A 20,607-nucleotide genomic window follows, 5' to 3' on the forward strand; every position below is an offset into this window, starting at 1 on the left:
CGCCCCCGGGTCCGGCCAAAGGCCGGCCCGAGGATAAACTCCGCGACTGAGGGGGTCCGCGCAGCGGAACCTCCCCCCGTGGGGGAGGCGGCCGAAGGCCGGTGGGGGGACGGTTTCAGCTTTCGAGGCGTTGGCCGATCCCGCACCAACTCCCCCCTCCGATCGCTACGCGATCGCCTCCCCCAGAGGGGGAGGTTCCTCGGGAATGGCCGCCGCCTTCTCCCGCAAGGGGAGAAGGAAATCCCCTACCCCGCCGCGCGGGCCTTGAAGCCCGCCAGGCGGTCCAGCTTGTCGAGGAGGTAGTCGTGCTCTTCGCGCGAGACGGCCTGGGACGAGGTCAGGAACCGCTGCAGCATGTGCTCCTGGAAGCGTTCGCGCTCGCCGGGGCGTCCATCGAACTCCATGCCGTGATAGGCGTCGACCCCGGCGCGGAAGGCCGCGAACAGGCGCGACGGCAGGCCGGCCCGCTCGTAGACGGCCTTCAGGCCCAGGGCGCCGGCGTCGTGCACCATCAGCCAGGTGCGGTGATGCGGAACCCCGGCCAGTTCGGAGAGGCCCCACTCGAAGAAGGTCATGTGGCCCTGGGCCACGGCCCGCAGCAGCAGCGACGGCGTCAGCCGGCCCGCGCGATGCAGGTGGGCCGCGAAGGCCTGCGGGTCGGCGGTGCGGCCGGCCTGGTCCACCAGGTCGATCGTCGCCCGCTCCTTGGCGCCGACGATGATCTCCAGCGCCCGCTCGGCCGAGAGGGCGTGGTTGTCGAGGATGTGCTCGCGCAGCTGGTCGCCGACCATGTCGATCAGGCGCTCGGTCACCGACAGCGGCAGCACCGAGCGGTAGGCCACGGCCTTGAGCACGGTCTCCGACTTGGCGAAGCGGTCCAGGGCCTTCTGCAGAGCCATGTCCGAGAAGCGGGCGTTGTCGTTGGCGCAGGCGGCGGCCACGACGTCTTCCGGCGCCTGGTCGACCAGCAGGCCGGTGACCTTGCTCGACAGCTTGGGCCGGCGGGCGATCGCCATCTGGCGGACCGGACCGCCCAGGCGGATGATCTCGGCCAGGTCGTTGTCGTTGAACACCGGCGAGAAGCTGATCACCGGCAGCGACACGCTCTCGACGTCGCGGGCCAGGCGGTTGGCCACGTCGGGCGGCAGCAGCGGCGAGCTCTTCAGCGTCACGGCCAGGGCGCGGCGCACCAGCTCGGCGGCGTCGGCGGCCATGACCCGCAGGATGTCCTGGGCCTGGAGGCGCTCGTCCTCGCTCAGTTCGGCGCGGTCGATCTTGCGGCACAGCTTGTGGGCCGCCAGCGCGCGCTCGTCGGGCGTCGCGCCCTTCACGAGCATGCGGATGTCGTCGGTGGTCAGCGCGGCGCGGGTCGTGGCCATGGGCCTGGCCTTCTGCGAATGAACGGTCGAATCAAACAATGTGACGGTTAGCGTTAACGATTGTTTGCCCTGAATGCCCACCCGATTAACGATACCCCGTAACCAGCCGCAAACCGTGAGCGCATAGCGTCCTCCCCTGACTGTCCGAGGATCCGATTCTTGCTCGCCGAGCGCCGAACCCAAGACCTGACCAGGCCCGGGGCCGACACCGCGCTCGCCCTCGGCGCGCAGACGGCGCTGCTGCCCTACGCCCTGGCCATCTTCGCCGTAAGCCTGCCCTTCTTCGTCTGGGCGGGGTCCTACGCGCACAACGCGCTGTGGATGACGATGAGCTTCGCCGTCTTCGCCATCAACTGGGGCGTGTTCTACGGCGTCACCAACTGGCTGAAGACCCCCGAGGCCGAGGACATGACCCGCCGCATGCGGCTTCAGGTCGCGGGCGGGCTGCTGTGGGCGCTGGCCGTCGTGCAGATGTCGGCCTTCGCCGAAGGGGCCGGTCCGGCCCGCGAGACCCTGCTGCTGCTGGCCGCCGCCGCCGGCATGGTCTGCATCTTCTTCGCCGCGCCCGTGCTGCCGTGCCTGATGGTCGTCGCCCCCGTGGCCGCCGCCGGCCCGCTGGTCGCCCTCTTCAGCCGGCCCGAGAGCCGCTCGGCCGGCGTCATGGCCTGGGGCGGCCTGGCGCTCGCCATGGCCATGGCCATGATCTTCAACCGCATGCTGCGCCGCCAGCACGCCCTGGCCGTCGCCCACGAGGCCCTGATCGAGGAGCGCCTGCGCGTGCTCGAGGCCGCCGAGCGCACCGCCCGCTCGAAGTCCGACATCGTCGCCACCCTCAGCCACGAGATCCGCAACGGCCTGACCGGCGTCACCCACGTGCTGGCCGCCGCCGCCGGCAAGGGCGGCCGAGCCGCGCCGTCGCGCGAACAGCTGAATGCAGCCCTCGACGCCGCCCAGGACCTGATCGCGGTGCTGAACGCCACGCTCGACGCCGAGACCGCCGAGGCGGGCCGCCTGGCCGTCGAGCGCCAGCCCTTCGAGCCCGTTCGCCTGGTCCGCGACCTCGCCCTGCTGGAACGTCCTCACGCCCTGGCCAAGGGGCTGGAGCTGGCCGTCCACGTCGATCCGTCGCTGGAGGCCCGTCTCCTCGGCGCGGCCGTCGCCGATCCGATGCGCACCCGCCAGATCATCGCCAACCTCGTCGGCAACGCGGTCAAGTACACCGTCCGCGGCCGGGTCGAGGTGCGGATCGAGCCGCGCGGCGACCGCATCGCCATCGAGGTCGCCGACACCGGCCCCGGCCTGTCGGCCGAGGAGCTGGAGCAGGCCTTCGAGCCCTTCCGCCGCGTCGAGCGCACCGGCGCCGGCGTCAACGGCGCGGGCCTTGGCCTGTCGCTGTCGCGCCAGTTGGCCAAGCTGATGGGCGGCGCGCTGGAGACCAGCAGCGCCCTGGGCGTCGGCAGCTGCTTCACCCTGCTGCTGCCCTACGACGTCGCCATCCCCTGCCCGCAGGAGCCGGTCGAGGAGACCCTGGCCGCCGCCGATCAGGCCCCCGACGTCCAGCGCAGCCTGCGCGTGCTGATCGCCGAGGACGACGCCCTAAACGCAGCCATGCTGCGCGCCATCCTCGAACAGCTGGGCCACCAGGTCGTCCACGCCCAGAACGGCCGCCGCGCCGTCGATCTGGCCAAGGTCTGCGAGTTCGACCTCTTGATGCTCGACGGCCGCATGCCGGTTCTGGACGGTCCGGAGACCGCCGCCGAGATCCGCGCCCTGCCCGGCGCCAACGGCCACATGCCGATCATCGCCGTGATCGGCGGCGACGCCGACGAGGCCCGCGAGTGCACAGAGGCCGGCGCCGACACCGTGCTGCGCAAGCCGGTCAGCGTGGCGGGCGTGGCCCGCGCCGTGGCCGACGCCGCCGCCCTCACCCGCCAGCCTCGCGCCGAGGCCGCACGGGGCGCCGCCTGACGGGCTTTCCAACATCCGTTTGAACTTCCATCCTGCCCGCCCCATTCTCTCGGCAACGAGAAAAGCGGGAGGAAGCGGATGCTGCGGGACCTCAAGGTCGTCGAGCTGGCCACCTACATCGCCGCCCCCGGCGCGGCCGGGATCATGGCCGACTGGGGCGCCGACGTGGTCAAGGTCGAGTCGCCCGAGGGCGACCCGATGCGGCGCTTCTTCGAGACCATCGGCTCGGACCAGGCGGCCAACCCGGTGTTCGAGCTCGACAACCGGGGCAAGCGCTCGGTCGTGCTCGACATCCGCAGCCCCGCCGGCGCCCAGGCCCTGAAACGCCTGGTGGCCACGGCCGACATCTTCCTGACCAACGTCCGCCCCGCCGCCCTGCGCCGGGCGGGCCTGGACCACGAGACCCTGCTCAGCGCCTTCCCGCGCCTGATCTACTGCAGCCTGACCGGCTACGGCCTCACCGGTCCCGACGCCGACAAGCCGGGCATGGACGTCGCCGCCTTCTGGTCCCGCGCCGGGGTCGGGGCCCTGACCGCGCCGAAAGGAGCCGAGCCCTTCCCGATCCGCACCGGCATGGGCGACCACGTCACCTCGCTGGCCACGGTCTCGGCGATCCTGGCGGCCGTGCACGAGCGCCACCGGACCGGCGTCGGGCGGCTGGTCGAGACCTCGCTGCTGCGCACCGGCGCCTACGCGATCGGCTCCGACCTCGCCATCCAGCTCCACTTCGGCAAGCTGGCCTCGACCCGTCCGCGCCGCGAAGCGGTCCAGCCCCTGGCCAACTTCTTCCAGACCCGGGACGGCCGCTGGATCTGCCTGCTGGCCCGGCAGGGCGCGACCGACTGGCCGCGCATCGCCGCCGCCGTCGGCCGGCCCGAGCTGGTCGACGACCCATGCTTCTCCGGCGCCCGCGCCCGGCGCGAGAACACCGCCGCCCTGGTCGACATCCTCGACGCGGCCTTCGGATCGATGGACTACGAGACCGCCGCCGCCGCCCTCGACGAAGGCGACATCACCTGGGCGCCCTGGCAGACGCCGCGCGACCTCGTCGAGGACCCGCAGGCCCTGGCCGCCGGCTGCTTCGTCGAGACGACCGCCGGTTTCCGCTCGCCCGCCGCCCCGGCCCGCTTCCCGGGGATCGAAGACCACGCCCCCAGCCCCGCCCCGGCGCTCGGCGCCGACACGGCGGCCGTGCTGACCGAGCTCGGCTATTCGGAGGCGGAGATCAGGGAGATGGGCGCTTAGCGCGCCTTGCCGCTCGAGCCGACATTGGCGTCCGACAGCATGCGCAGCATCTCGGCCGAGAACAAGCTGTTGGCCACGCGGCTCGTGCTGCTGCCTTCGCTCTTGCCGGCGCCGAACGCGCCGTCGAAGCCCTGCGAGCCCCGCAGCACCAGGTCGACCACCGCCTGCTGCTGCTGGATGCGGTCCATGCGGCGGCCGGTGGCGTATTGCAGGAAGCCTTCGGTGCTTTCGGGCTGGCTCTCGCGGGCGGCCGGCGCGGAGACCCCACTGCCGCCGCCGGCGGTCTTGGTCAGGTTGGCGTAGACCTCGCTCACCGTGGCGGCGCGGCCTTCGCGATAGAAGATCGAGCGGTTGGCGGCCGCGGCCTCGGGGAACATCGAGGCGGCGCTGGCGCCGGGATTGTTGTTGGCGGCCTCGATCAGCCGCGCCGAGCCCTGCGGACCCAGGAAGTGGGCGGCGTAGAGCTCGCCCGAGGTCGGCGAGCGGCCGACCCGGCCGCGCAGGTACGAGGCGTGATCCGAAGCCAGCTCGCCGGCCATCAGCGAGGCGGCGTGCGGATCGAGCTTCAGGCCCAGCACGGCCTTGCGGGCCTCGTCGCCGGCCACCCGATACTTGCCGTCCGAGCCCTGCTGGATCAGGTCAGCGTAACGGGCGTAGCCGTACTTGGCGCCGTGCTTCTTCAGCGTGGCCAGCCAGGTCTGGTCGACGAACTGGAACAGGCCCGAGGCCGACGAGGTGCGGGCCTTGGCGGCCGGGTTGTAGCCGCTCTCGCGTTTGGCCGTGCCCATCAGGAACGTGAAATCCACCCCCGTCGCGCTGGAAGCGCGCTGGATCGCCGACTCGACGACGTTGCGGATGGATTGGACGGCCATACCCGGAATATCTGAATGAGCATGGTTAATGCGTCCTTAACCACGTTTAACGCGCCTCGCCCTGCGCGCTCTGGCCGCACCCGGACAATTGGCCAGACAACAAAATATCACGATCGTAATTTTATCTGTTTACACGCGTCATTCTCCATGTGAGCGTCGGGGTGTCGAAGTTGATCGACGCCGCTCTTTGGAGGTCGCCATGATCGCCCAACCCGCCGACTTCAACCCGCGCATCGCCGGCCTGGACCGCGACGACAAGCACAAGCTCTCCAAGGGCATGATCACCGCCCTGGCGATCTCCGGCGCGGCGCACGTGGCCCTGTTCGCCTACATCGCGGTGCAGAAGTACGTGACGATGCCGACCGAGATCATCGACGAGGGCGGCTTCGAGCTGCAACCGTTCGTTCCCAAGCCGCCGCCTCCGCCGCCACCGGAAAAGCCGCTGCCGACGCCGCCCCGCGCCGCCAACCCGATCCCGGTGCATCCGCCGCTGCCCACGCCGTTCCCGACGCCCGAGCCCCTGCCCGTTCCGATCCCCGAGAACCCGGGCCCGCCGACCACGGCCGAGCCGCCGCACTTCACCGCCGATCCGCCGGCGCCTCCGGGACCACCTTCGGCCCCGGCGCCGAAGGTCATCACCCGGGCGACCTGGCTGAGGATGCCCAGCGCCGACGACATGTCGCGCTACTACCCCGAAAGCGCCCAGCGGCGCGGGGTCTCGGGCGGGGCGACGCTGAACTGCGCGGTCACGGCCAAGGGCACGGTGGAGCACTGCATGGTGGTCGACGAAAACCCGGCCAGCGAAGGCTTCGGCTCCGCGGCCCTGAAACTGGCGCGGTTCTTCAAGATGAAGCCGCAGCTCGAGAACGGCCAGGCGGTCGACGGCGCGCAGGTGAGGATCCCCATCCGCTTCAACGCCGCTGACTGAGGGGGCGTCGGGCGAGGCGCGCCGCGTATCTGGCCGCCTCGCCCGAGTTTCCTGGTAGCTCTTGGCCTAATAGCTCTTGGCCTAATAGCTTTTGGGAAGGCCGAGCACGCGCTCGGCGATGAAGTTGAGGATCATCTCGCGGCTGACCGGCGCGATCCGGGCGATCATCGCCTCGCGGAAATAGCGCTCGACGTCGTACTCCTTGGCGTAGCCCATGCCGCCATGCGCCAGCACCGAGGCCTCGCAGGCCGTGAAGCCGGCCTCCGCGCCCAGGTACTTGGCGGCGTTGGCCTCGGCCCCGCAGTCCTTGCCGGCGTCGTAGAGGGCGGCGGCCTTGAAGGCCATCAGGTTGGCCGCCTCCAGTTCAGCCCACGACCTGGCCAGCGGATGGGCCACGCCCTGGTTCTGGCCGATCGGCCGGCCGAAAACCACGCGCTCCTTGGCGTAGGTCGAGGCCTTGGCGAGCGCCGCGCGGCCCAGGCCGATAGCCTCGACCGCGAACAGCACCCGCTCGGGGTTGAGGCCGTGCAGCAGGTACTGGAAGCCCTTGCCCTCCTCGCCCACCAGGTCCTCCTGGGGCACGAACAGGTCCTCGATGAAGAGCATGTTACACTCGACCGCCTTGCGGCCCATCTTCGGGATCGGCTTGGCCTCGATGTGCTCGCGATCGGTGTAGAACAGCGACAGCCCGCCGGTCGGCTTGGCGCACTGGTGCTTGGGCGTGGTGCGGGCGATGATCAGGATCTTGTTGGCGCGCTGGGCGCCGGTCGTCCAGATCTTGCGGCCGTTCAGGCGATAGCCGCCGTCGACCTTCTCGGCCCGGGTCTCAAGGCTGGAAGTGTCCAGGCCCGAATTGGGCTCGGTGACGGCGAAGCACATCTTGTCCTCGCCCGAGATGATGCGCGGCAGCAGGCGCTCGCGCTGCGCGTCGGTCCCGAACTTCACCAGCGGCATCGGGCCGAAGATGTTGAGGTGGATGGCCGAGGCGCCGGAGAAGCCCGCGCCGGACTGGGCCACGGTCTGCATCATCACGGCGGCCTCGGTCAGGCCCAGGCCCGCCCCGCCGACGCTCTCGGGCATGGCCACGCCCAGCCAGCCGCCCTCGGCGATGGCGGCCACGAATTCCTCGGGGAAGTTTCCGGTCTCGTCGGTCCGCCGCCAGTACTCGTCATCGAAGGCGGCGCACACCTTGGCCACGCCTTCGCGGATCGCTTCCTGCTCTTCGGTCAGCCAGAAACCGGCCATGTCGTCCCTTCCCTGCGCTCTCGTCGTTCTTTTTCTAGCCTTCGAAACGCTGCGGGTCGAAGGCGGCCGCGTCCTCTCCGGGATCGGCGCCCGTCAGATACGCCGCGACCATGTCGGCCACAAGCGGAGCGAGCAGCCAGCCGTTGCGCCGTGCGCCGGCCGCCAGGATCACCCCCGCCGCGCGGCTCTCGCCCACCAGCGGCAGGCCGTCCGGCGTCGAGGCCCGCACCCCGACCTCGATGCTGGCCGAGGCCCCGGCCAGTTCCGGTCGCAGGCGCACCGCGGCGGCGCGCAGCGGCTCGACCACGGCCGGGTCGGCCTCGCGATCGTCGCGCCCGGCCTCCATCGTCGCCCCGATCGCGGGCCTGGGCCCCGGCGCGACATAGACTCCCTTGCCGCGCAGCACCGGCCCTTCGACCATTGGCGCGTCGAAACGCAGGATCTGGCCCTTGATCGGGGTCAGGACCGAAAGCTCGGGCGCCAGCCCCTCGCCGCCCGCGCCGGCGGCCACGACCAGGGCGTCGAAGGCCAGCACCGCGCCGTCGTCCAGGGTCAGGCGGCCGTCCTCGAAACGGGTCGCGGCGCGCCGATCGAAGACCGCACCGGCCCTGATGGCGGCGTCACGCAGGGCCGCCAGGGCCTGGCGGGCGTCCAGTCGCCAGTCCTCGTCGCTGAACAGGCCATCAGGCGTACGCGAAAAGCCCGCGCCGGCCTCGACCAGGGCGGTCTCGACCTCGGCCAGGAAGGACGCCTCGCCCTCAATGGAAAGACCGCCGCGATCGATCGCGACGCCAAGCTCCTCGGCGAAGGCCGTCCAGCGATCGCGCCCACGGCGCAGCACCGGCATGTGCCGACGCGACACCGGATCGAACACCGCCTCGGCCGCCGGCGCCAGCATGCCCGCGGCCACGCCCGAAGCATTGTCGCCCGGGGCCGCCGGGTCGAACACCGTCACCTGGAAACCGAGTCGAGAGAGAATCAGCGCCGTCGCCGACCCGAAGGCCCCGGCTCCGGCCACCGCCACGGGCGCGCCTGACTGCAAAATCATGGGCGGCAGACACCGCCGGGCGACTGAAAGGTCAAGTCCGAATGCCTTTGCGTCGGCAGGACGACCATCCAGATAGCGTTTTGTGTCGAGTTAGCGACATGCGACGTCGTGGCGACGTGACGGAATACGATCAGCGGTCTATTCTGCCCATTAAACAACCGCACCACGTGCATCACTGTGGTCCGCCGAGGACGAGACAGAATGACCCAGAAGCCCGCCGTCGATCCCGCCCACCCCGTCGACATCTATGTGGGCGCCCGCATGCGGATCCGACGCAAGGTTCTGGGCCTGAGCCAGACGCAGCTGGCCGACGCTCTGGGCATCACCTTCCAGCAGATCCAGAAGTACGAACGCGGCGCCAATCGCATCAGCGCCAGCAAGCTGTACGACGCGGCCCGCCTGCTGCAGTCGCCGGTGTCCTACTTCTTCGAAGGCCTGGACGAGACCGACAACGGCGAGGACGACGGCGTCGCCCAGCGCATGACCCAATTCGTGGCCACGCCCGAGGGTCTGGAACTGGCCGACCTGTTCCCCCGCCTCGGCGACCGCCGCCTGCGCCGCCGTGTGGTCGACCTGGTCAAGGCGATGGTGGACGACGATCCGGCCTGAGGCTCCCGCCCCTCGCCGCTTCCACTCCTTGCCTTCCTCGCCCTTGTGGCGAGGACCCATGCGTCCGCCTGCTCAGAATATCCAGGACGAGCAGCGGACGCCGAGCTTCTTCGACGCAAGCCCGAGATCGCCGCGCCATGGATCCTCGCCACAAGGGCGAGGAAGGCGGTTTTTGGCATGGGGAAACCGAGCCCCGTCCTAAAGCGCCGCCCTTAGCGTCAGCCCGCCCACCCAGGCGTCCGGGATCGCGCCCGTCGCCCCCGGCCGGTGGATGAACTGCAGGTTCGGCCGCACCACCAGCCATCCCGTCGCCTGGGCCGCATAGAAGGCCTCGACCGAGCTCTCGCTGGTCTGCACCCCGCTCCAGTTTCCGGTCTGGACAGCACGCTCGCGCTGGGCGTCCTCCAGGCGGTCATTGACCCGGACATAGGCGACGGCCACGCCCGCCTTGTCCTTCGGACGGCCGGCGAACGGCGCGGTGCGCACCAGGCCGGCGCTGTAGAAATGGCTGTAGCGCGCCGTCGAGCGATCGAAGGCCAGGGCGTTGGCGAAGACGCTCAAGGCCGCCGGTCCCTTGCGCCAGACCATCTGCTCGCCCATCGCCCAGGCGCCCCAGCGGCTGTCCTCCAGCGCCGGACTCGTGCCGTTCAGCACGTAGGACCGGCCCAGGGCGTCGCTGTAGACGTTCGCGCGCTCGGCCGTCTCGTAGTAGCCGCCCACGTGATAGAAGCCCGGCAGGCCGCCTGGTCCCTTGTCCGGCTTGGCCCAGCCGATCTCGACCGGCAGCAGCAGGCCGTTGGAGTCGATGGCCAGGTTCCAGCCCTTGTTCTCCTGCACGCGATAGGCGTTGACCTCATAGACGCCGGCCGTGACCGTCCAGTCCTTGGCCGGCCGCAGCCGCGCCCGCGCCGCCCAACGCGGGGCCGGATAGCCCGAGAAGCCGCTGTTGTAGAGCAGCGCCGGCGAGCGCGGGCAGAAGGCGAAGTTCTGGAAATTGCAGTTCAGGGCCGACGAGCCGAAGTCGTCGCCGGTGTGCATCAGGCCGGCCTTCACATTGAACCTGTCGCCGGCGAAGGCCTGCGCCCAGGTCAGCTCGGAGATGCGGAAGTCCATGCCCGCGCCGTAGAGCTCCTGCACCATGAAGAGGTTGCCGACGCCCTCGGTCGAGAGATTGCGGCCTGTGCGCTCCTCGACGGCGATGTTCACCGTCCCGCCCTCGATCCCGGCCAGCTTGCCCATGTCGAGCACCGCGCGGGCGTTGAGTTCCTGGGTGTAGCCCCCGACGCCGCCGCCCTCCTTGCCGCCCGACAGGGTCAGGGCGCTCTCGGAGGCGTAGCCGAGGCTGACCGTCACGCCCTTGGCCTTGAGACGCGAGCGCATGCCGCCCCAGTCGCCGGTCAGGGTGGAGCGGACCTTCCAGTCCTGACTCGGTTGGGCCGGCTCGGCCGCTTGCGCCACACCCGTCAAAGCCAGCATCGAGGCGGCCAGCATCAGGATCCGCGACATGGGACCTCCTTCGCGGTCCGGCAGGATCCGCGTCTCTAAAGTCGATGGGGGGACCGGGCTCCGCCCTTGGGGGTATGCGGAGCCCGGTCGATCAGCGCGCCAGGGGGGATGGCGCGCTGAAGCTGGACGTCGCGCCGCCGGCCGAGGTGGCCGTGGCGGTCAGGGACTGGGTGCTCAGAGACTGGGCGGACAGGTCCTTGGGCAGCGGGATGGCGAACCGCGCCTCCCCGTCGGCATTGGCGGCGACCACTTGGTCGGCGACGAAGGTCTCGCCCTGGTTGGCGTCGGCCGTGCGGTTGGAGAAGAGTTCGACGGTGACCACCTGGCCGGGCGCGGCCTTGACGGTTCCCTCGGCGGCGCCCGCCTTGACGCCCTCGATGACGGGCGCGGCCTGGCCGCTGTTGGGCAGGCCCTGGCAGGGCTGCGCCTCGGGGCAAATGCGGGCCATCTTGCTGGTGTCGGTCGAGACGCCGTAGCCGCGCTTGCCCACGAAGCCGGCGTGCTCCAGGCCCGGCAGGCCCAGCACGATCCCACCCTTGACCAGCTTGGGATCGCAGCTGCCCCCGGCCGAGCAGCGGCTGATCGGGGCGGCGTTGCCGAAGATGCGGTTGCGGCTGATGCGGTTGGCGGTCGCGCCCGCTTCGGACCGCACGGCCACGCCCACGGCGTTGCCGCTGATGACGTTGCCGTCGACGATGTTGCCATCGCCCGTCAGGCTGACGCCGAAGCCGTTGGCCCGGAAGACGTTGGCGCCGAGATAGTTGCGGCTGCCCCAGTTGATCTGCAGGCCGTCGGTGTAGTTCTGGAAGAGGTTGCGCACGACGGTGTTGTCGTTGCCGCGCAGGATCTCGATGCCCTGCGAGGGTTCCAGATTGTCCTCGCCGGCGTCGAACACGTTGTCGGCCACCAGGTTGAAGGCCGCGCCGCGCGTCAGTTCCAGGCCGTCGCCGTTCTCGTAGAAGACGTTGCGCAGGACCTTGTTGTTGATCGTCGTGGTGGCGGTCGAACCGCCCTGTCCGTCATCGCCGCTGAACATCACCCCGGCCCCGCCGATGTTCCGCACGAAGCGGTTGTCGTGGAAGACCGAGTTGCTGGTCCGCAGCACCAGCACGCCGATGCAGAAGTTGCGCACCTCCAGACCCGTCAGCTCGACCTCGCGGGTGTCGATCAAGGCCAGGCCGGGCTTGGTGGTGGTGCGGATGTTGGTGCCGTACTCGGCCGGATTGGCCCCGGGGCAGTCCTTGAGGTCGCGCTTGACGTAGCCCGAGCCGTCGATGACGGCGTACCGGCCGTCGGCCTTCCAGGCTGTGCCTTCGATCTTCACCGGCCCCTTGATCGGCGGCAGGGGCGAGTCGATGCGTAGTTCGATCGGGCCAGGACCGGTCGGGACGATCTCGATGCGATAGCGGCCGGGCGCGGCGTTGCTGGTCTCCAGCGCCCAGCGCAGCGAACCGGGCTGGCCGTCGTCGGTCGGGCGGTCGACCTTCAGCACGTCGCGCGTGTCGTGCGTGACAGCGGTCTGGGCCTGGGCGGCCGCCGGCAGGATGGCGGCGACGGCGGCGAGCAGGAGGAGCTTTCGCATGGCGTCTTCCTTGTGTTTTCGCGTCAGGCCGAGGCCAGGGCGCGCGGGGCGTGCCGGCGGATGAGCGCCAGGCTGACGAGGGTGAAGGTCATGGTCAGGGCGATGGCGCCAAAATAGGCCGCGCCGCCGGTCGAGACGACCGCCGCCCCGACGAAGGAACTGACGATCGCGCCCAGGCGTCCGACGGCGGCGGTGGCGCCGACGCCGGTGGCCCGCACCGCGGCCGGATAGACCTGGGCGGCCAGGGCGTAGAGCGTGGTCTGCACGCCGTTGATGAAGGCTCCGGCGACGAACAGCCCGGCCATCAGGCGGGTCGCGCCATGGCCGGCGTCCAGCGGGGTCAGGGCCAGCAGGGCGCACGAGATCACCGCTCCGGCCGCCATGGCCAGCATCGACACCCGCGAGCCGTAGCGCAGGATCGCCCAGGCCCCGGCCACCGCCCCCAGCACGCCGCCGAGATTGAAGGCCGCCAGGCCGTTGCTCGACACGGCCAGATCGAAGCCCGAGGCCGACAGCATCGACGGCGCCCAGCTGAACACCACATAGGTCGACAGGATGCAGAAGAAGAACGCGCCCCACAGGGCCACGGTGTCGAGGCGGAAGGCCTGGTCGAACAGCTGCCCGAACGAGGCGCGCTTTACCGGGGTCTCGCCGTGGTCGGTGAAGCCGGCGCCGTCGTGGGCGTGACCCATCCGGGCCATGACCTTGTCCAGTTCGCCGGCGCGGGCCGGACGGCCGGCCAGGTAGCGCGGCGACTCCGGCAGCCAGACCGCCAGCACGCCCGTCAGGATCAGCGGCGCGATCCCGCCCATGATGAACAGCGCCCGCCAGCCGAGGCTCGGCAGGGTATGGGCGGCGATCAGACCGCCGACCAGGCCGCCCAGCGGGATGCAGACGATGCCCAGCGTCACCGCCAGGCTGCGGCGGCGGGTCGGGCTGAACTCGGCGATCAGGGTGGTGGCGTTGGGCATGGCCGCGCCCAGGCCGAAGCCCGAGATGGTCCGCAGTACGCCCAGCCAGACGAGGTCCGGCGCGAAGGCCGAGGCCAGGGTGGAGACGCCGAACAGCGCCACCGCCGCGATCAGCGCCGTGCGCCGGCCCGCCCGGTCGCCGAGCATGCCGCCCAGGGCCGTGCCCAGGCTCATGCCCAGGAAGCCGATGGCGAAGATCGGGGCGAAGGCCGAACGGCTGACGCCCCACTCCTTGACGATGGCGGGGATGGCGAAGCCCAGCACCTGGTTGTCGAAGCCGTCAAGGATCACCGCCAGGGCGGTCATGAACAAGACGAGCTTCTGGTAGCCGCCCCACGGGCCGTGATCGAGCAGCGGGCCGATCTCGACGGGCTTGGCGCCCATCTGGGAGGATTGGGACATGGCGGCGTTCCTCAAACGATCGAGACGATCTTGCCGGCCGCTTCGCGCAGCACCGGCAGGACGGTGTCGATCAGTTGCTGGGGCGTGGTGCGGCTGGCGTGGGTGGAGACGTTGATCGCCGCCGCCACCCGGCCGGTGCGGTCGCGCAGCGGCACGGCGATGGACAGCAGGCCGATCTCCAGCTCCTGGTCGGTCAGCGACCAGCCCTGCTGGGCGGTGCGCTTCAGGATCGCCCGCAGCTCCTCGGTGTCGGTGACGGTGTTGGGGGTCAGCTTCTCGAAGCTGCGGCCTTCGAGCACCTGGTCCAGCTCGGCCGGCGGCAGGTGCGCCAGCAGCATGCGGCCCATCGAGGTGTGGAAGGCCGGCAGGCGGCTGCCCACCCGTAGGCCCACGGTCATGATCCGGCTGGCGGCGACCCGGGCGACATAGACGATCTCGTCGCCGTCCAGGACGCTGGCCGAGCACGACTCGCCGATGCGGCGGGTGACGTCGGTCAGCACGGTCTGCGCCGACTCCCACATGCCCAGGGTCGACAGGTAGGCGAAGCCCAGGTCCAGCACCCGAGGGGCCAGGCCGAAGGTCTTGCCGTCGCTGAAGGCGTAGCCCTCTTCGACCAGGGTCAGCAGGAAGCGGCGGGCGGCGGCGCGGGTCAGACCCGTGCGCTCAGCCACCTGGCTCAGGGTCATCCGGGGGTGATCGGCGTCGAAGGCCCGGATCACGTCGAGGCCGCGGGCGAACGCCTGCACGTAGTCCTTGCCTGGGGCCGAAGCCGTCACGTTTCTCACCCTTTTTGTCATCTTTGTCAGAGATTTCGACATTTGTGCGCAATGCGAACATTTGTGCGAAATTTCGATGTCAGGGATTGAAAGCGCAAAACGAGGCCGACCGCAAGCGTCGTGTCTTCCCCAACGGAAACTTCCAGATCCGTCAAAAATGGCGGCTGCGGAGACCCCTCCTCCGGCTCTGCTTCAATCGGCCGCAGCGGCAAACGGCGTTCGTTCAGAGGATATGAAGCGCAAGGGAGGCAGGTTGCTCGCCTCTAGATAGCGGCGCATTACGATGCTCGAACAAGACCGATTGGCGGCCCTGGCCTCCTACCGCATCCTCGATACGGCTCCCGAGCCGTCGTTCGACCAGTTGACCGCCTTCGCCGCGGAGCTGTTCGGCGCGCCCATCGCCTTGATCTCCCTCGTCGACGACCATCGGCAGTGGTTCAAGTCGCGCCACGGTCTGGGCGCTGAATCCACCCCGCGCGAACTGGCCTTCTGCGCCCACGCCCTGCGGCAGGAACCGCATTCGGTGATGGTGGTCGAAGACGCCACCCGCGATCCGCGCTTCGCCGCCAATCCCCTGGTCACCGGCGCGCCGGACATCCGCTTCTACGCCGGCGCCGTGCTCAGCGATCGCGACGGCGCCAATCTCGGCACGCTCTGCGTCATCGACACCGACCCTCGCCCGCGGCCCAGCGAAGACGAACTCGACCGCCTGCGCATCCTGGCCGACGCGATCGTGGCCCGCATGGAGAAGAGCCGGGCCGAGCGCCAGGCCGCCGAGCAGCGCCGCATCCTGTCGATGACCGAGACCATCTCCGGGGTCGGCCACTGGCGCTGCGACCTGGTGAACCGCACCATCGGCTGGTCGGACGAGGTCTACCGGATCTACGGCCGCGATCCGGCGCAGTTCACGCCGACCTTCGACAACTGGCTGGAGATGTACCATCCCGACGACCGCGCGGCCGCCCAGGCGCGCGCCCATCAGGTGGTCGTCGACCGGACGGTGATCGAGCACGAGGTGCGCCTGCTGCGCGCCGACGGCGCCATCCGACAAGGCCATTCGCGCGCCACCTGCGAGCTCGACGAGAACGGCCGCGTCATCGCCGTGTTCGGCGTGCTGCGCGACATCACCGAGGAACGCGCCCTGCGCCGCAAGCTGGAAGCCAGCGAAGCCCGCGCCCGCCGGATCATCGCCGACGCCTACCAGGCCATCGTCAGCATGGACGACCGCGGCGTGGTCACCGACTGGAACCGCTTCGCCGAGACCACCTTCGGCTGGCGCGCCGAGGAGGCGATCGGCCGCCGCCTGGCCGACCTGATCATCCCCGAGGGCCTGCGCGAGTCGCACCAGCGGGGCCTCCAGCGCTTCCTCTCCACCGGCGAGGGCGTGGTCCTCGACCAGCGGATCGAGGTGCCGGCCGTGCGCCGCGACGGCCAGAGCTTCCCGATCGAACTGGCGATCAGCGCCGCCCGCAGCAACGACGGCTGGCAGTTCACCGCCCTGATGCACGACATCAGCGCCCGCAAGGCGCAGATGGAGGAGTTCGAGACCGCCTTCCACAGCGCCTCGGTGGGCATGGCGCTGGTCACGCTCGACGGCGGCTTCAACAAGATCAACGCCGCCTTCTGCGGCATCGTCGGCTACGACGAGGCCGAGATGCTGCGGACGGACTTCCAGACGATCACCTACCCCTCCGACCTCGACAAGGACCTGTCGCTGCTGGGGCGGCTGATCGACGGCGAGATCACCAGCTACGCCATGGACAAGCGCTATCTCCACAAGGAGGGCCGCATCGTCTGGGTGCACCTGTCGGTGTCGCTGGTCAGGGCGCCGGACGGCTCGCCCAGGCACTTCATCGCCCAGGTCCAGGACCAGACCGCCCGCGTCGAGGCCCAGGAAGCCCTGGAACGCCAGACCCTGGAGCTGGCCGCCATGGCCACCCAGCTGGCCTCGGCCCGCGACGCCGCAGAGTCCGCCAACCACGCCAAGGCCGAGTTCCTGGCCAATATGAGCCACGAGCTGCGCACGCCGCTGAACGGGGTGATCGGCTTCTCGCGGCTGCTGGCCGAAAGCCCCAATCTCGGGCTCGAGGACCGTCGGCGCGCCGAGCGGGTGCGCGGCGCCGGCGAGGCGCTGAACGCCCTGATCAACGACGTGCTCGACTTCTCCAAGCTCGAGGCCCGCGCCGTCACCCTGGAAAGCGATCCGTTCTCGCTGAAGGACATGATCGTCGAGACCACGGCCATGGTCGAGACCCAGGCCGGCGAGCATCAGGTCGACCTGCGCATCGTCGGCGACCTCGACGGCCGCTATGTCGGCGACCGCCATCGCCTGCGCCAGGTGCTGCTGAACCTGCTGTCCAACGCCGTGAAGTTCACCCGCCAGGGCACGGTGAGCACCCGGGCCGAGCTCCTCGGCTGCGAAGGCGGCCGGGCGCGGCTGCGCATCAGCGTCGAGGACAACGGCGTCGGTATCGCGCCCGACAAGCTGGACCGCCTGTTCAAGCGCTTCTCCCAGACCGACAGCTCGGTGACCCGCACCTTCGGCGGGACGGGCCTGGGCCTGGCCATCTCGCGCGAGCTGGTCGAGCTGATGGGCGGGCGCATCTGGGTCGAGAGCGAGGTCGGCGAAGGCTCGACCTTCGCCTTCGAGATCGCCCTGCCCCTGGCCAATGGCGAGGCCGCCCCGCCGTCGGCCGAGACCTCGGTCCGCGCCGTCTTCCCCGGCCGCCGCATCCTGCTGGTCGACGACGTCGAGCTGAACCGCGAACTCTTCCGCGAACTGCTGGAGCGCCGCGGCTGCGCGGTCGAGACCGCCGCCGACGGCGCCGAGGCCCTGAAGGCGCTGGAGACCGCCGCCTTCGACCTGGTGCTGATGGACGTGCACATGCCGGTGATCGACGGCCTGACGGCGACGCGCGAACTGCGCCGCCGCGGCCTGACGACCGCCCCCGTGCTGGCCCTGACCGCCAGCGGCGCGCCGCAGCAGATCGCCGCCTGCCTGGACGCCGGCATGGTCGGCCATCTGCTCAAGCCGCTGAGCGAGCGCGACCTCGACCAGGCGCTGGCCCATCACCTGGCCGCCACCGGCGCCGGTTTCGTCGCCGAGCGCTCGGCCCAGGACGCCGACGAGGCCGCCACCCGCAAGGCGCTGACCGCCGCGATGGGCGCGGCCCGCACCGCCCGCCTGGCCGACATGCTGCGCCAGCAGCTGGACGCCCGCTTCCTCGACGAGACGCCCGAGGTCCTGCGCGAGGACGCCCACCGCCTGGCGGGATCGGCCGGCATCCTCGGGTTCATGCAGCTGAGCCACATGGCCGCCGACCTGGAGACGGCCTGCGTCGAGGACATGCCGCTGGACGAGCCGCTGGCCCGCCTGCGGGCCGGGGTGCGCCGCGCCCGGGCCGATCTCGACGCCTGGATCGAGGACCTGTCGCGCCAGGCGGCCTGATCACGAACATCGGTGACGTTGCGGGCCGTCGAGCCGCGTGTCTATGGTGAGCGCCAGACACTTCTGGAGAGCCTCGTCATGCGCCGCTCCGCCACCATCCTCAGCGCCCTCGTCCTGACCGCCGCTCTTGCAGCGCCGGCCCTGGCCGCCGACACCGCCAAGGCCAAGCCGTCCCGGCGCGAAGGCTGCTTCTTCGCCGACCAGGTGCGCGGCTATCAGGTGATCGACGCCAGGACGATCAACGTCAACATCCGCCAGGACGAGGCCTATCAGCTGACGCTGATGCACTCGGCCTTCGACCTGGAGACCTCCATCCGCATCGGCGTCAGGTCGCGCGGCGGATCGTGGATCTGCGCCCCGCAGGACGCCTCGGTGGTCGTGCCCGAGTCCAATGGTTCGGGCCGCTACCAGGTCCGGGACATCCGCCGGCTGACGCCCGAGGAATACGCCGAGGCCTGGCCGCGGCTGAAGAAGAAGCCGAAGTCCTGACCGCCCGCGAGACCGCCACAATCGGCCGCAAATCGGCAATGCAGCGATAAAATCGTCGGTCTATGATCATCCCTCGTCCAGTTTGGGAGAGCCTCGCATGCGCCGCTCCGTCTCCGTTCTCAGCGCCCTGGTCCTGACGGCGGCCGTGACCCTGGCGAATTGGGCCGCGCCGGCCCTGGCCCAGACCCCGGCTCCGGAAGCCGCCCCCGCCGCCAAGGCCAAGCCGAGCAAGGCGTCCGGCCGCGACGGCTGCTTCTTCGCCGACAACATCCGCGGCTATCAGGTGGTCGACGACAAGACCCTGAACGTCGAGGTCACCCGCAAGGAAGTCTATCAGCTGAAGCTGTTCTACTCCTCCTTCGACCTCGACACCGCCCTGCGCATCGGCCTGAAGTCGCGCGGCAGCTCCTGGATCTGCTCGCCGCTCGACGCCGAGGTGATCGTGCCCGAAAGCGTGGGCCGCCACAGCTATCCGATCCAGTCGATCCGCCGGCTGACGGCCGACGAGGTGGAACAGGCTTACCCGCCTTCGAAGAAGAAGCAGCCCAAGTCGTAAGACTTCCGGAGCGGCGGCCTTTCGAAAGCGCTTGCCGGAGCGCGCGCCGGCTGGACATCTAGGCCTCGCCGCAGCGGCGTCGGGGGTCGGCGACGGCGGCCCCGGAGACGAGCCATGCTTCCCGCCGCAGCCGCGCCGCCGCGCCATGGCCCCTGGTACACGCATCTCTACGTCCAGGTGCTGGTCGCCATCGCCGCCGGCGCCCTGATCGGCCACTTCTGGCCCGGCTTCGGCGAGAGCCTGAAACCGCTGGGCGACGCCTTCATCAAGCTGGTGAAGATGGTCATCGCCCCGGTGATCTTCCTCACCGTCGTCACAGGCATCGCCGGCATGCGCGACCTGGGACGCTTCGGCCGCGTGGCGCTGAAGGCCTTCGCCTACTTCCTCACCTTCTCGACCCTGGCCCTGATCATCGGCCTGATCATCGCCAACGCCGTCCATCCCGGCGCGGGCATGAACGTCGACCCCAGCACGCTGCACAACGCCAAGGTCGCCGACTACGCCGCCAAGGCCCACGAGACGACCATCGTCGGCTTCCTGATGAACATCATCCCGGCCACGGTGGCCGGGGCCTTCGCGGATGGCGACATCCTGCAGGTGCTGTTCTTCTCGGTGATGTTCGGCATCGCTCTCGCTTTGGTCGGCGACCGCGGCCAGCCGGTGATCGACCTGCTGGAAGCCGTCGCCCACGCCTTCTTCAAGCTGGTGGCGATCCTGATGAAGGCCGCCCCGATCGGCGCCTTCGGGGCCTTCGCCTTCACCATCGGCAAGTACGGCATCGGCTCGGTGATCAACCTGGCCGCCCTGGTCGGGACCTTCTACGCAACCTCGCTGATCTTCGTGCTGGTGGTGCTGGGGGCGGTGGCCAGGTTCAACGGCTTCTCGATCCTCAAGCTGATCCGCTACCTGAAGGGCGAGCTGCTGCTGGTGCTGGGCACCAGTTCCTCGGAATCGGCCCTGCCCAGCCTGATCGAAAAGCTGGAACGCGCCGGCTGCGCCAAGCCGGTCGTCGGCCTCGTGGTGCCGCTCGGCTATTCGTTCAATCTGGACGGCACCAACATCTACATGACCCTGGCGGCCCTGTTCATCGCCCAGGCCACCGGCGTGCACCTGTCGCTGGAGGAGCAGCTCCTGCTGCTGGGCGTGGCCATGCTGTCGTCCAAGGGCGCGGCGGGGGTCACCGGGGCCGGCTTCATCACCCTGGCGGCGACGCTGTCGGTGGTGCCGAGCGTGCCGGTGGCGGGCATGGCGCTGATCCTCGGCGTCGACCGCTTCATGAGCGAGTGCCGGGCCTTGACCAACTTCATCGGCAACGCGTTGGCCACCATCGTCGTCGCCCGCTGGGACAACGCCCTCGACAAGGACGCCCTCGACCTGGCCCTGGCGGGTGGAGAGCCGCCGGCGGTGATCGTGACCACTGATCCGGCCTTGCAGGACGCGGACTAGCAGGCCCTTCTCCCGATCCAAGCCCCCCCTCTGGGGGAGGTTCCGCTGCGCGGACCCCCTCCGGCCCTCCGGGCCACCTCCCCCAGAGGGGGAGGATCTGGCCGACGCGGCGCTCTTCAAGATGCTCCCCCTCTGGG

At 70.2% G+C, this 20,607-nt stretch carries 16 protein-coding genes; 8 read left to right on the plus strand and 8 right to left on the minus strand.

Annotation, left to right across the window (positions count from 1 at the left end):
* Positions 1–245: 245 nt before the first annotated feature.
* Positions 246–1,379, minus strand: coding sequence for a pole-localized protein SpbR (gene spbR / locus AC07N1_RS24310; RefSeq protein WP_494674130.1), 1,134 nt, complete (start codon positions 1,377–1,379; stop codon positions 246–248).
* Positions 1,380–1,538: 159 nt separating this feature from the next.
* Between spbR and AC07N1_RS24315 the strand changes: the two genes are divergently transcribed.
* Together AC07N1_RS24315 and AC07N1_RS24320 are read left to right on the plus strand one after the other, a co-directional pair.
* Positions 1,539–3,347 (plus strand): ATP-binding protein, encoded by a 1,809-nt coding sequence (locus AC07N1_RS24315; RefSeq protein WP_494674131.1) that lies wholly within the window; start codon positions 1,539–1,541, stop codon positions 3,345–3,347.
* Between the two features lie 78 nt (positions 3,348–3,425).
* Complete coding sequence (locus tag AC07N1_RS24320; protein WP_494674132.1) at positions 3,426–4,592, plus strand: CaiB/BaiF CoA transferase family protein; 1,167 nt, start codon at positions 3,426–3,428, stop codon at positions 4,590–4,592.
* On the opposite strand, the gene AC07N1_RS24325 is transcribed toward AC07N1_RS24320, so the two are convergent.
* Positions 4,589–5,464 (minus strand): lytic transglycosylase domain-containing protein, encoded by an 876-nt coding sequence (locus AC07N1_RS24325; protein ID WP_494674133.1) that lies wholly within the window; start codon positions 5,462–5,464, stop codon positions 4,589–4,591. The two genes, AC07N1_RS24320 and AC07N1_RS24325, sit on opposite strands and share 4 nt — an antisense overlap.
* A 199-nt stretch (positions 5,465–5,663) precedes the next feature.
* Between AC07N1_RS24325 and AC07N1_RS24330 the strand changes: the two genes are divergently transcribed.
* Positions 5,664–6,392 (plus strand): energy transducer TonB family protein, encoded by a 729-nt coding sequence (locus AC07N1_RS24330; RefSeq protein ID WP_494674134.1) that lies wholly within the window; start codon positions 5,664–5,666, stop codon positions 6,390–6,392.
* A gap of 81 nt (positions 6,393–6,473) precedes the next feature.
* On the opposite strand, the gene AC07N1_RS24335 is transcribed toward AC07N1_RS24330, so the two are convergent.
* Positions 6,474–7,637 (minus strand): acyl-CoA dehydrogenase family protein, encoded by a 1,164-nt coding sequence (locus AC07N1_RS24335; RefSeq protein ID WP_494674135.1) that lies wholly within the window; start codon positions 7,635–7,637, stop codon positions 6,474–6,476.
* Positions 7,638–7,671: 34 nt separating this feature from the next.
* The gene (locus AC07N1_RS24340) at positions 7,672–8,685 is read right to left on the minus strand and encodes an NAD(P)/FAD-dependent oxidoreductase (RefSeq protein WP_494674136.1); all 1,014 of its coding nucleotides are present in this window, start codon (positions 8,683–8,685) and stop codon (positions 7,672–7,674) included.
* A gap of 201 nt (positions 8,686–8,886) precedes the next feature.
* Between AC07N1_RS24340 and AC07N1_RS24345 the strand changes: the two genes are divergently transcribed.
* Positions 8,887–9,294, plus strand: coding sequence for a helix-turn-helix domain-containing protein (locus AC07N1_RS24345; RefSeq protein WP_110122149.1), 408 nt, complete (start codon positions 8,887–8,889; stop codon positions 9,292–9,294).
* Positions 9,295–9,492: 198 nt separating this feature from the next.
* Here the strand turns inward: AC07N1_RS24345 and AC07N1_RS24350 are convergent, their stop codons facing one another.
* The 4 genes from AC07N1_RS24350 to AC07N1_RS24365 form a co-directional block, all read right to left on the minus strand.
* Positions 9,493–10,800 (minus strand): carbohydrate porin, encoded by a 1,308-nt coding sequence (locus AC07N1_RS24350; RefSeq protein ID WP_494674137.1) that lies wholly within the window; start codon positions 10,798–10,800, stop codon positions 9,493–9,495.
* A gap of 91 nt (positions 10,801–10,891) precedes the next feature.
* Positions 10,892–12,382 carry a NosD domain-containing protein gene (locus AC07N1_RS24355; protein ID WP_494674138.1) on the minus strand — a complete coding sequence of 497 codons (1,491 nt, stop codon included), beginning with the start codon at positions 12,380–12,382 and terminating at the stop codon, positions 10,892–10,894.
* Positions 12,383–12,405: 23 nt separating this feature from the next.
* Complete coding sequence (locus AC07N1_RS24360; protein ID WP_494674139.1) at positions 12,406–13,755, minus strand: MFS transporter; 1,350 nt, start codon at positions 13,753–13,755, stop codon at positions 12,406–12,408.
* 11 nt (positions 13,756–13,766) lie between these two features.
* A complete protein-coding gene (locus AC07N1_RS24365) occupies positions 13,767–14,531 on the minus strand; it encodes an IclR family transcriptional regulator domain-containing protein (protein ID WP_494674140.1) in 765 nt (254 codons plus the stop codon).
* Between the two features lie 283 nt (positions 14,532–14,814).
* Between AC07N1_RS24365 and AC07N1_RS24370 the strand changes: the two genes are divergently transcribed.
* From AC07N1_RS24370 to AC07N1_RS24385, 4 genes are all read left to right on the plus strand, one after another.
* Positions 14,815–17,979 (plus strand): PAS domain S-box protein, encoded by a 3,165-nt coding sequence (locus AC07N1_RS24370; protein WP_494674141.1) that lies wholly within the window; start codon positions 14,815–14,817, stop codon positions 17,977–17,979.
* 78 nt (positions 17,980–18,057) lie between these two features.
* The gene (locus AC07N1_RS24375) at positions 18,058–18,468 is read left to right on the plus strand and encodes a DUF6491 family protein (RefSeq protein WP_494674142.1); all 411 of its coding nucleotides are present in this window, start codon (positions 18,058–18,060) and stop codon (positions 18,466–18,468) included.
* 97 nt (positions 18,469–18,565) lie between these two features.
* A complete protein-coding gene (locus AC07N1_RS24380; RefSeq protein ID WP_494674143.1) occupies positions 18,566–19,024 on the plus strand; it encodes a DUF6491 family protein in 459 nt (152 codons plus the stop codon).
* A gap of 114 nt (positions 19,025–19,138) precedes the next feature.
* Entirely contained in the window at positions 19,139–20,470 is a 1,332-nt protein-coding gene (locus AC07N1_RS24385) for a dicarboxylate/amino acid:cation symporter (protein ID WP_494674144.1), read from the plus strand.
* The last annotated feature ends 137 nt before the right edge of the window (positions 20,471–20,607 follow it).

The sequence above is a fragment of the Caulobacter sp. GW821-FHT09B11 genome (assembly GCF_059418205.1).